Origin of the sequence: Stenotrophomonas sp. FR010 (genome assembly GCF_047520755.2) — a bacterium.
Classification (GTDB): Bacteria; Pseudomonadota; Gammaproteobacteria; order Xanthomonadales; family Xanthomonadaceae; genus Stenotrophomonas; species Stenotrophomonas sepilia.
In genome coordinates, this window is sequence record NZ_JAXBQT020000021.1 from 74,908 (window position 1) to 86,021 (window position 11,114).

The following is an 11,114-nucleotide window of genomic DNA, read 5'->3' on the forward strand; positions in this document are numbered from 1 at the left end:
CATGTTGGGAAAACTCTCTCTTGAGTCGATCCCCCACGATCCGATCGTGCTGACCACCCTGGTCGGCGCGGTTCTTGGTGGCCTGGGCGTCGTCGCCCTGATCACCAAGTTCAAGCTGTGGGGCTATCTGTGGAAGGAGTGGTTCACTTCGGTGGATCACAAGAAGATCGGCGTGATGTACCTCATCGTCGCCTTCGTCATGCTGCTGCGCGGTTTCTCCGACGCCATCATGATGCGTACCCAGCAGGCCATCGCCGTCGGTGGTTCCGAGGGTTACCTGCCGCCGCACCACTACGACCAGATCTTCACCGCCCACGGCGTGATCATGATCTTCTTCGTGGCGATGCCGCTGATCACCGGCCTGATGAACCTGGCCGTGCCGCTGCAGATCGGTGCGCGCGACGTCGCGTTCCCGTTCGTCAACTCGCTCAGCTTCTGGCTGTTCGTGTCCGGTGCGGTCCTGATCATGCTGTCGCTGTGGATCGGTGAGTTCGCTGCCACCGGCTGGCTGGCGTTCCCGCCGTTGTCGGGCATCGAATACAGTCCAAGCGTCGGCATGGACTACTACATCTGGGGTCTACAGGTCGCTGGCCTGGGTACCACGCTGAGCGGTATCAACTTCTTCATCACCATCCTGAAGATGCGTACCCCCAGCATGAAGCTGATGCAGATGCCGGTGTTCACCTGGACTGCCCTGGTGACCAACGTGCTGATCGTCGCCGCGTTCCCGGTGCTGACCATCACCCTGGTGCTGCTGACCCTGGACCGTTACCTGGGTACGCACTTCTTCACCAATGACGGTGGCGGCAACGCCATGCTGTACATCAACCTGATCTGGATCTGGGGTCACCCGGAGGTGTACATCCTGGTCCTGCCGGCGTTCGGTGTGTTCTCCGAAGTCATCGCGACCTTCTCGCGCAAGGCGCTGTTCGGCTACAAGGGCATGGTCTACGCCACCGCCTGCATCGGCGTGCTGTCGTTCATCGTGTGGCTGCACCACTTCTTCACCATGGGTTCGGGTGCCAACGTCAATGCCTTCTTCGGCATCACGACGATGATCATCTCGATCCCGACCGGCGTGAAGATCTTCAACTGGCTGTTCACCATGTTCCGTGGCCGCGTGCACTTCACCACCCCGGTGCTGTGGACCATCGGCTTCATGGTCACCTTCGTCATCGGCGGCATGACCGGCGTGATGCTGGCGATTCCGGCCATCGACTTCGTGCTGCACAACAGCCTGTTCCTGATCGCCCACTTCCACAACGTCATCATCGGCGGCGTGGTGTTCGGCATGTTCGCCGGCATCACCTACTGGTGGCCGAAGATGTTCGGCTTCCGCCTCAATGAGTTCTGGGGCAAGTGCGCGTTCTGGTGCTGGTTCATCGGCTTCTACGTGACCTTCATGCCGATGTACGTGCTGGGCTTCATGGGCATGACCCGTCGCCTGCAGAGCACCGTGAACCCGGCCTACGAGCCGCTGCTGCTGGTTGCTGCCTGCGGCGCGTTCATCGTCGGCGCCGGCATCCTGTGCCAGATCATCCAGGTGGCCGTGACGATCCGCGACCGCAAGAAGACCGTCGACCTGACCGGCGACCCGTGGGATGCCCGTACGCTGGAGTGGGAAACCTCCTCGCCGCCGGCCTTCTACAACTTCGCGACGCTGCCGGAAGTCACCGAGCTGGACGATTTCTGGGAGCGCAAGCAGCGGGGTGAAGCCTGGCCGAAGCCGGCCAAGTACACCGACATCCACATGCCGCGCAACACCGGCACGGGCGTTGTCATCGGTGCCTTCAGCCTGGTGTTCGGCTTCGCGATGATCTGGCACATCTGGTGGCTGGCCATCGTCGGCTTCGTCGGCATGATCGCCACGTTCATCTACCGCACCTTCGACCAGGACGTGGACTACTGGGTCCCGGCCGCCGAGGTGGAACGCATCGAGAACGAACACCGCAAGCACCTGGAAGCCCAGGGCCTGGTGAAGTCGGAGCTGAAGGCATGAGCACCAATACCTCGACCCTGAGCCACGGGCACGCCGCGCATGCGGCGGCCCATGGCCATGACGACCACGAGCACCACGATACCGGCGGCAACACCGTCTTCGGTTTCTGGGTGTACCTGATGAGCGACTGCCTCATCTTCGCCTCGCTGTTCGCCACCTACGTGGTGCTGGCAGGCGGTACCGATGGCGGTCCCACCGCGAAGGACTTGTTCGAGCTGCCGTTCGTGGCGTGGGAAACCGCGCTGCTGCTGACCTCGTCGCTGACCTTCGGCCTGGGCATGATTGCCATGCACCGCAAGCAGATGGGCCAGATGTACCTGTGGCTGGGCATCACCTGGCTGCTGGGCTTCGGCTTCATGTGCATGGAAGTGTGGGAGTTCCAGCACCTGATCCATCAGGGCTACGGTCCGGACCGCAGTGCCTTCCTGTCGGCGTTCTTCGCCCTGGTCGGTACCCACGGCCTGCACGTCAGCGCCGGCCTGCTGTGGCTGCTGGTGATGTTCGTGCAGCTGAAGAAGTACGGCCTGACCCCGACCAACAAGACCCGCATGGCGTGCCTGAGCCTGTTCTGGCACTTCCTGGACCTGATCTGGATCGGCGTGTTCTCCGTCGTCTACCTCAATGGAGCGCTGTAATGGCACATGACAACCATGCACACGACCACGGCACCGGCGGCGAAAGCCACGGCAGCGTGAAGTCGTACCTGATCGGCTTCGTGCTGGCGGTGGTGCTGACCGTCATCCCGTTCTGGATGGTGATGTCGGGCGATTTCTCGCGCACCGTCAACGGTGTGGTGATCGCGGTCACCGCGGTGCTGCAGATGCTGGTCCACCTGGTGTTCTTCCTGCACCTGGACCGCTCTTCGGAAAGCCGCTGGAACGTCAACGCTGCGGCCTTCACCGTCGTGGTGATCGGCATCATCGTGATCGGCACCCTGTGGGTCATGCACAACATGAACGTGCACATGATGCACTGACGTCCTCGCGACGTTGCCGCGCAGAAAGGCCGCCCTCGGGCGGCCTTTCTGGTTTTCCGTTGTCCGGTAGTGCCGGTCGCTGGCCGGCAATTGCGGGACGCCGGCCAGCGGCCGGCTCTACCCGTGGTTCCATCCCGTGCGTGGAGGAGACGCTCGCCTCATCCCACCCGGCGCAGGAACTCTTCGGCCTCCATCGGCCGGCCCAGATGGTAGCCCTGCAGCTGGTCGCAGCCGAGCTCGCTCAGGTACTCGCGCTGCGCCTGGGTCTCCACGCCTTCGGCCACCACCTGCAGCTGCAGGGTGCGGCCCAGCGCGATGATCGACGAGACGATGGCGGCGTCCTCGTCATTGCGTTCCAGGTCGTGCACGAACGCACGGTCGATCTTCAGTTCGGTGGCTGGCATCCGCTTGAGGTACAGCAGGCTGGAGTAGCCGGTACCGAAATCATCGATGGCGATGTGCACGCCCATTGCGGTCAGGTCGCTGAGGATCGCCAAGCTGGCATCGACGTCCTTCATCGCCGTGGTCTCGGTGATCTCCAGGGTCAGCCGTGCCGGTTCGATCCGGTGCCGCTCCAGCACCTCGCGCACGCTGTCCAGCAGTGCCGGCGAGGCGAACTGCAGCGGCGACAGGTTCACCGCCATTGTCCATTCCGCATGCCCGGCATCGTGCCATTCCCGCAGTTGCGCGCAGGCCTGGTCCAGTACCCAGTCACCGATCGGCAGGATCAGGCCGCTGCGTTCGGCGATCGGAATGAACACATCCGGCGCCAGCAGCCCCAGCTCCGGGTGCTGCCAGCGCAGCAGCGCCTCGGCGCCGGTGGCCGGTGCGCCCGCGGCCGGAAATTTGGGCTGGTAATGCAGGATCAGTTCGTTGCGGGCGATGGCCTTGCGCAGGTCCTGCAGCAGGCGCAACTGGCGATTGGCACTGAGCTGCATCGAGGGCGTGAAGAAGGTATAGCCGTTCCGCCCGGTTTCCTTGGTGTGGTACATCGCCGCATCGGCGTGCGCCATCAGCTCGCGCTCGTTGCTGGCATCATCCGGGTACAGGGCGATGCCCAGGCTCGCGCTGACCTGCAGTTCGGCCGCATCCAGCGTGAACGGCTCACCGGCGGCGGCAATGATGCGCTCGGCCACCACGACCGCATCGTCGGGAATGTCGATGGCCAGCACGATCACGAACTCGTCGCCGCCGAGGCGGGCGAACGTGTCCTGCGGGCGCAGCAGGCCGCCGATGCGCTGTGCCACCGCCACCAGCAGGCGGTCGCCAAGCTGATGGCCATAGGCATCATTGACCGCCTTGAAACCATCCAGGTCGCAGAACATCACCGCCACCGCATGATTGCGGCGCCGCGCCTTCTCGATGGCCTGCTCGATGCGGTCCTGCAGCAGCATGCGGTTGGGCAGCTGGGTCAAGGGATCGTGCAGCGCGGCCTGGATCAGCTTGTCGTTGGCGTGCGCCAGCGAATCGGCCAGCAGCCCGGTGCGCACGCGCATCTGCCGGTCGAACAGCGAGGCCACCAGGGCGATGCCCAGCGTGGCCACGGTGGTGACGATCACCAGCACCGCCAGCCAGCGCGGGTCGATGCCGCCACTGCCGACCGCGCCACAGAGGCTGCCTTCGGGGAAGCGCGCCGCCGCCATGCCGGTGTAATGCATGCCCACGATGGCCAGGCCCATCACCAGCGATGCGAGCGCGCGCAGGCGCAGGGTGTGGCGCTGCTCTGCGCGCAGGCGGAAGGCGATCCACAGGGCGGCGCCAGCGGCACCGATGGCCACCGCGATGGAGGCGGCAAACCAGCCCGGGTGGTAGTCGATGCCGGGCTGCATGCGCATCGCAGCCATGCCCAGGTAGTGCATGGTAGCGATGCCCAGGCCCATCAGCACGGCCCCGGCCAGCAGCCGGCGCCACGGCAGGCTGGGGCGCGATACCAGCCACAGCGCATAGGCCGAGGCACCGATCGAGACCGCCAGCGAGTACAGGGTGATGCCGAGGTCATAGCCCACCGGGATCGGAAGGTCGAAGGCGAGCATGCCGATGAAGTGCATGGACCAGATGCCCAGGCCCATGGCCGCCGCGCCTCCGGCCAGCCACCAGCGCGCCACGCGCCCCTCGGCGGTGGCCAGGCGCCCGGCCATGTCCAGCGCCGTGTACGAAGCAAGAATGGCCACCAGCAGGGAGATGATGACCAGGCTCTGACTGTAACTGCCAGTCATGTTGAATCCAGTGGGGGAGGAAGGGGGCGCCCGCAAGGCGCACGCCCGCGACCCCTATCGGCGCGGGTGGGCAGGACTTGAGCGGTCGCAGCAGCTGCGACCCGGCTCGGCTATCCTGCCACGCCTGTTCCCGTTGCTGGAAATCATCCGATGGCCAAAGCCCGCACCGCCTACGTCTGCAATGAATGCGGCGCCGAATTCAGCAAGTGGCAGGGCCAGTGCACCGAGTGCAACGCCTGGAACTCGTTGTCGGAAATCGTGCTGGAGAGCGCGGCGGCGGCCAAGGCGCCGGCCTCGCGCCGGGCGGGCTGGGCCGGCAAGATCGATCCGCCGAAGATCACTGCGCTGAAGGATGTGGAGCAGACCGAGCATCGCCGGGTCTCCACCGGCATCGGCGAGTTCGACCGTGTGCTGGGCGGCGGCCTGGTCGAAGGCGCGGTGGTGCTGGTGGGCGGCGACCCGGGCATCGGCAAGTCGACGCTGCTGCTGCAGGCGGTGGCGAAGATGGCCGCTGAACTGCCTGTGCTGTACGTCACCGGCGAAGAGTCGCTGGCGCAGGTGGCTGGCCGTGCGCATCGCCTGGAGCTGCCGCTGGATGGCGTCAATGCGCTGGCCGAGACCGGGGTCGAGTCGATCCTGCAGCATGCCTCCAGGGCTGGGCCGCGGCTGATCGTGGCCGATTCGGTGCAGACCCTGTGGACCGAGAGCCTGACCGCTGCGCCCGGTTCGGTCAGCCAGGTGCGGGAGAGCGCGGCGCGGCTGGTGCGGTTCGCCAAGGAAACCGGCACTGCCGTGTTCCTGGTCGGCCATGTGACCAAGGAAGGCGGCATCGCCGGCCCGCGCGTGCTGGAGCACATGGTGGACGCGGTGCTGTACTTCGAAGGCGAGAGCGGCAGCCGCTTCCGCCTGTTGCGCGCGTTCAAGAACCGCTTCGGTGCGGTCAACGAGCTGGGTGTGTTCGCGATGGGCGACAAGGGCCTGAAGGAGGTCTCCAACCCCTCGGCGATCTTCCTGTCCGGCGGCAGCACCCATCAGCCGGGCAGCTGCGTGATGGTCACCCGCGAGGGCACGCGGCCGCTGCTGGTGGAGGTACAGGCGCTGGTCGACGCATCGCCGCTGTCGAACCCGCGCCGTGTCGCGGTCGGCCTGGAGCAGAATCGCCTGGCGATGCTGCTGGCAGTGCTGCATCGCCATGGCGGTGTACTGGTCGGCGACCAGGACGTGTTCGTCAATGTGGTCGGTGGCATCCGCGTCCAGGAGACCGCCGCCGATCTACCGGTGCTGCTGGCGGTGTTGTCGTCGCTGCAGGATCGGCCGCTGGCGGAGAAGACCATCGCCTTCGGCGAGGTGGGCCTGTCCGGCGAGATCCGCCCGGTGCCCAATGGCGAAGACCGCCTGCGCGAGGCCGCCACCCATGGCTTCAAGCGCGCCATCGTGCCCAAGGCCAATGCGCCCAAGGGCGGTTCGGTGAAAGGCATGGAGGTGATCGCGGTAGAACGCCTGTCCGAGGCCATCGACGCGGCGTGATGCCGGCCCTACAAACGTCAATCACGGCAACGGTCAGCTTCCTTGTGCTAGTTTTTCCCGCTCGACGAAGACGCCCTCTGGCGTCTTTCCGTGCCCAGGAGTAAACGATTACATGCAGGACACCGCACTCACCGCCCCCAACGCCGAGATCCGTCGCGCTGGGGTCGATCTCAATGGATTGATGACGGTGCTGGGCAAGCACCTGTATTCCACCCCGGTGGTGGCGCTGCGTGAGCTGGTGCAGAACGCGCATGACTCGATCATCCGCCGCCGCATCGAGCAGCCCGGTGTTGACGTGCCTTCGCGCATTTCGGTGCAGGTTGATGCCGGTGCCGGCGTGCTGCGCATCACCGATACTGGGGCCGGCCTGACCCGCCAGGAGATCCACGATTACCTGGCCACCGTCGGCGTCGGCTACACCCGTGGCCTGCGCCAGGGCGGTGAGGACGATGAAGGGCTGATCGGCATGTTCGGCCTCGGCTTCCTGTCGGCCTTCGTGCTGGCGCGCCGGGTCAGTGTGCGAACCACCTCGTACCAGGCGCCGGATCTGGGCCATCTGTACGTGTCCAGCAACGCCGAGCAATACACCGTCAGCGAAGTGCCTGCACGCGCGGTCGGCACCGAGGTGGAGCTGGAGCTGCATCCGGACTTCCTGCCGCTGGCCAACGAGGCGCGCCTGCATGAGGTGCTGGGCCGCTACTGCGCGTTGCTGTCCGAGCCGATCTTCATCGGTGCTGCGGGCGAGGCGCTCAATCCCGAGCCGCCGCCGTGGCGCGGCCAGGGGGAGGTCGCCGTGCATCCGGTGCAGGCCCGCCGGCAGGCGCTGCAGTTCGCCGCGCGGTTCGAGCACGATTTCGAACCGATCGTCACCGTGCCGTTGCGTGCCGATGGCAACAGCGATGCCACTGGCCTGCTGTGGGTGCAGGACGGCGCCACCTATGGCACCAGCGACAACCGTAACCTGTCGGTGTTCGTGCGTGGGATGCTGCTGGATGACGACGCGCGCGACCTGCTGCCGCCGTGGGCCGGTTTCATCGGCGGGGTGATCGAATCCTCGCGGTTGACGCCCACCGCCAGCCGCGAAGACCTGCAGCGCGATGACCAGTACCGCGCGGTGCAGCATGCACTTCTGGAGGCGCTGATCGACGGCCTGGCCGACGTTGCGAAGCAGCAACCGGAAGCCTGGCGGCGCGTGCTGACCCGCCACAACGAGGCGCTGCTGGGCGCGGCACTGTGCGATGAGCGCCTGTTCGAACTGCTGATGGAGCATGTGCGGGTGCCGACTTCGCAGGGCGACCTGCCGGCCAGTGCGCTGCCGGCGCGCGGTGCCGTGCATGTCATCCTCGACAACGGCGGTGGCTTTGAAGAGATGCTGTTCCGCGCGATGGGCGTACCGGTCGCGCATGGCCATCGCTACGCGGTGGTGCCGTTCCTGCGGCGCTGGGCCCAGGCCAAGGGCCTGCGCCTGGTCGAGCTCGGCACCGAGCAGGGCAACCGCGCACTGTTCCGCAGTGATGACAGCCTCGACGAGGCGCAGCTGGCGTGGCTGCGCGAACAACTGGGCGACGGCGAGCAGCTGCTGCCCGCGCGTTTCAGCCCGGAGGCGCTGCCGGTGGTGGTGGTGCCCGATCGCGAGGCCGAGCTGAAGCAGCGGCTGGAAGACGACGAGAACGACAAGCGCGTCTCGATGGCCGCGCTGCGCCTGGCGCGCCAGTTCACCGCGCGCATCGAATCGCGCGCACCGTCGCGGCTGTATCTCAATCTCGACAACCCGGCGGTGCAGGCACTGCTGCGCGCCCAGCACGAGGGCCACCCACAGGCTGAGGCTGCGGCGCGCCTGCTGCGCTCGCTGAAAATCATCGTCGCCGCGCAGGGCCGCCCGCTGGCACGAACGAACGCTACGCCCGGCCCGGACCTCAACGGCGCCTTCACCGACATCGCCGGCGCCCTGCAGCAGATGCTGCGCTGAGCACCGCACCTTCTCATCCAGCCTTCGCTAGACAGGAGCAATTACCCCCATGGACATCTGGAACTGGGTCGAAAAGCTGCAGGGTGACCTGCGCCAGGCCGGCCAGGCGCAGAACGCGCACCTGCTGAACCGTCTCGCCGACGAGGTCAGTGAACTGCAGATCGACCGCGTCGATGCGCTGCTGCCCGAAGCACGCGCCCTGGGCAAGGCGCTGGACAACCCGTGGGTCGACGTCTACGTCGGCCACTGGGCGCTGCGCAACCGCGTCGGCAACCGCGTGGAAGGCGAGAGCGCACTCGGCGAAGCCGTAGCGCTGTTCGAGCGCGCGCACCGCGAGGACACCCTGGAATGCCCGCAGTCGATCTGCGTGACCCAGGACCTGGCCGCCTGCTACGGCAATATCGACGGCCCGGGCTGGGTGCCCGAGCGCATCGAGGTCTGCGACGAAACCCTTGGCCGCATCGATCCGAGCTGGGCCTGTTTCCAGTGCCTGAGCTGCGAGAAGGCCGATGCGCTGCTCGATGATGGCCGTGGCCAGGCGGCGCTGGATTACCTGCAGGTGCAGGCCGATGCCGTGGAAGCCTGTGGCAAGGAAGTGTTCGACAGCTTCCCGGAGATGCAGATCAAGATCCTGCTGGGCATGGGCCGTGCCGATGAGGCACTGGCGCTGATCGAGAAACGGGAGGCCGAAGTTGCTGCGTCCGGAGAGTACGAGCCGGCCAACTGCACGGTGCCGCGTCGCCTGTCCAAGGCCTGGGCGCTGGCCCAGCTGGGCCGCGACGAAGAGGCGCTGCAGCAGCTGGTGCCGTGGAGCGAGCTGACCCCGAACTACTGGCGGCTGTGGGCAAACACCGCCGCAGCACTGTGCCAGCGTGATCCCGCGCGCAATACGTGGGATCTGGGCACGCGCTTCAACACCATCATCGAGCACTTCGCACGGGTCGGTTCGCACCGCCTGCTGATCGAAGTCGCGGCGTTGAGCCTTGAGCTGGCGCTGCAGCGTGGCGCGCGCTGGGTCGCACTTCGGCAGCTGGAACTGGCCCGCACCCATCTGGCGCAGCTGCGCCAGGATCGGGGTGCTGCGGCGCTCGTGGCAGGCCTGGCCGCGCGCATCGAGGCATTGCCGGACGTCGCGCCGCTGCCGGTGCCGGCGGGCGAGCTGCTGGCATGGCTGGACGCGCAGGGCGAACAGAACCAGTCGCGCGATCCCGAGCGCGAAGCGCAGTGGTTGCTGCAGGCGCATGCCGAGCTGCCCGATGACGAGGCGCTGGCCGACATGGCCGCCTCGGCACTGAATGCCTGCGGCGCGCAGGCCGAGGCGCGGTCGCTGCTGTGGCGGTTCGTGCGCGGCCACACCCAGCACGATGGCCCCGCGGCCTACACGCTGATGCGTTGGCTGGCCGAACAGGGCGACGACGACGGACTGCGCCAGCTGGCCGATCTCTATCGCGGCAGCGTGCCGGTGTTCGCGCACTGGTGCGAGGTGCAGCGTGCACGCCGCGTGTCCGACTGGCCGGCGCTGGAGCAGGCGGCCCGATCGCTTCTGGAGCTGTCTCCGGGCTCGCACGGCGCGCGCGGCACGCTGGCGCGCATGTACATGGAAACCGGCCGTTTCAGCGAGGCCCAGGCCTGTTATGCACAGCTGGTGGAGCTGCTGGACGAGCCCAATGCCGCGCATTGGGACCACATGAGCGCAGCCAGCGCCGCGCGCGACTGGGACGCCGTGCGCCGCTCGGCGGCGGCGCTTGGCATGGAATTGTCCAGCCAGGACGGCGTGGTAGAGGAGCCGTGGGGCTGGGTGATCATCCGCAGCGAAGAAAACGGCGAGCCGATGGAGTACTACGCCCGTCGCAGCGGTCCGGTGACCGCGCGCATCGTCGAGAACGCACCGTCCAACCGCGCCCAGCAGGTGGGCGACTGGGTGGTGTTCGATGCCGCGCTGGTGCATCCGGCACCAGAGGAGGAGGAAGCACGCGAGCATTTCATCCCGACCTATGCGCAGGTGCATGTGCTGGAGCGCGGCGGCTTCGCCCGCAGCTGGATGATCGATGGCGCGCACCCGGGCGAAGAGGCCTGGAATGCCTTCGTCGAGGCGGCCGAAGCACAGGGCTGGAAGGTGTGGTCACACAGCCGGCCGGACTACACCGTCACCGACCCCGATGTGGAAGAGGGTACGCTGCCCGGCCTGCTGTTCACCGTGGCCCAGCCGCAGGACCACGCACCGCTGGCACTGCACCGCTTCCTGCAGCAGCACACCGCGACGTGGCCGCATCCGCATTGCTGGCTGCGCCTGGCTGAAGCCTGTGACCAGGATCGCCAGCCGCATCTGGACGTGATCGAGCGTTACGGGTTGTAGGCCGGATATCGGGTAGTGCCGGCCGCTGGCCGGCAGCACCGGGAGATCCTGTATTGCCGGCCAGCGGCCGG

General features: G+C 66.8%; 7 protein-coding genes. 6 read left to right on the forward strand and 1 reads right to left on the reverse strand.

Going from position 1 to position 11,114, the window contains the following annotated elements; translation table 11 throughout:
• The first annotated feature begins 1 nt into the window (after position 1).
• The 3 genes from cyoB to cyoD are packed head-to-tail and all read left to right on the forward strand — an operon-like array spanning position 2 to position 2,975.
• Positions 2 to 1,999 (forward strand): cytochrome o ubiquinol oxidase subunit I, encoded by a 1,998-nt coding sequence (cyoB, locus tag ACM0PK_RS17200; RefSeq protein ID WP_414606829.1) that lies wholly within the window; start codon positions 2 to 4, stop codon positions 1,997 to 1,999.
• Positions 1,996 to 2,634: a cytochrome o ubiquinol oxidase subunit III gene (gene cyoC / locus ACM0PK_RS17205; protein WP_005408583.1), complete on the forward strand. Its 639-nt coding sequence runs from the start codon at positions 1,996 to 1,998 to the stop codon at positions 2,632 to 2,634. The genes cyoB and cyoC overlap by 4 nt, the downstream gene beginning before the upstream one ends.
• Positions 2,634 to 2,975 (forward strand): cytochrome o ubiquinol oxidase subunit IV, encoded by a 342-nt coding sequence (gene cyoD, locus ACM0PK_RS17210; protein WP_005415725.1) that lies wholly within the window; start codon positions 2,634 to 2,636, stop codon positions 2,973 to 2,975. Before cyoC ends, cyoD begins: the two co-directional genes overlap by 1 nt.
• A 158-nt stretch (positions 2,976 to 3,133) precedes the next feature.
• On the opposite strand, the gene ACM0PK_RS17215 is transcribed toward cyoD, so the two are convergent.
• Positions 3,134 to 5,191, reverse strand: a complete 2,058-nt coding sequence (locus ACM0PK_RS17215) for a putative bifunctional diguanylate cyclase/phosphodiesterase (RefSeq protein ID WP_414606828.1) — start codon at positions 5,189 to 5,191, stop codon at positions 3,134 to 3,136.
• 150 nt (positions 5,192 to 5,341) lie between these two features.
• Here ACM0PK_RS17215 and radA point away from each other — a divergent pair, with 150 nt between their 5' ends.
• The 3 genes from radA to ACM0PK_RS17230 all read left to right on the forward strand — a co-directional run bounded on the left by radA (position 5,342) and on the right by ACM0PK_RS17230 (position 11,043).
• Entirely contained in the window at positions 5,342 to 6,718 is a 1,377-nt protein-coding gene (gene radA, locus ACM0PK_RS17220; protein ID WP_005408586.1) for a DNA repair protein RadA, read from the forward strand.
• Between the two features lie 112 nt (positions 6,719 to 6,830).
• Entirely contained in the window at positions 6,831 to 8,687 is a 1,857-nt protein-coding gene (locus ACM0PK_RS17225) for an ATP-binding protein (RefSeq protein ID WP_134972395.1), read from the forward strand.
• 49 nt (positions 8,688 to 8,736) lie between these two features.
• A complete protein-coding gene (locus tag ACM0PK_RS17230) occupies positions 8,737 to 11,043 on the forward strand; it encodes a tetratricopeptide repeat protein (RefSeq protein ID WP_414606827.1) in 2,307 nt (768 codons plus the stop codon).
• The last annotated feature ends 71 nt before the right edge of the window (positions 11,044 to 11,114 follow it).

Coding starts and splice junctions, on each gene's coding strand:
- ACM0PK_RS17230 (WP_414606827.1), top strand. CDS start 8,737: ATGGACATCTGGAACTGGGTCGAAAAGCTGCAGGGTGACCTGCGCCAG.
- ACM0PK_RS17215 (WP_414606828.1), bottom strand. CDS start 5,191: ATGACTGGCAGTTACAGTCAGAGCCTGGTCATCATCTCCCTGCTGGTG.
- cyoD (WP_005415725.1), top strand. CDS start 2,634: ATGGCACATGACAACCATGCACACGACCACGGCACCGGCGGCGAAAGC.
- cyoC (WP_005408583.1), top strand. CDS start 1,996: ATGAGCACCAATACCTCGACCCTGAGCCACGGGCACGCCGCGCATGCG.
- ACM0PK_RS17225 (WP_134972395.1), top strand. CDS start 6,831: ATGCAGGACACCGCACTCACCGCCCCCAACGCCGAGATCCGTCGCGCT.
- radA (WP_005408586.1), top strand. CDS start 5,342: ATGGCCAAAGCCCGCACCGCCTACGTCTGCAATGAATGCGGCGCCGAA.
- cyoB (WP_414606829.1), top strand. CDS start 2: ATGTTGGGAAAACTCTCTCTTGAGTCGATCCCCCACGATCCGATCGTG.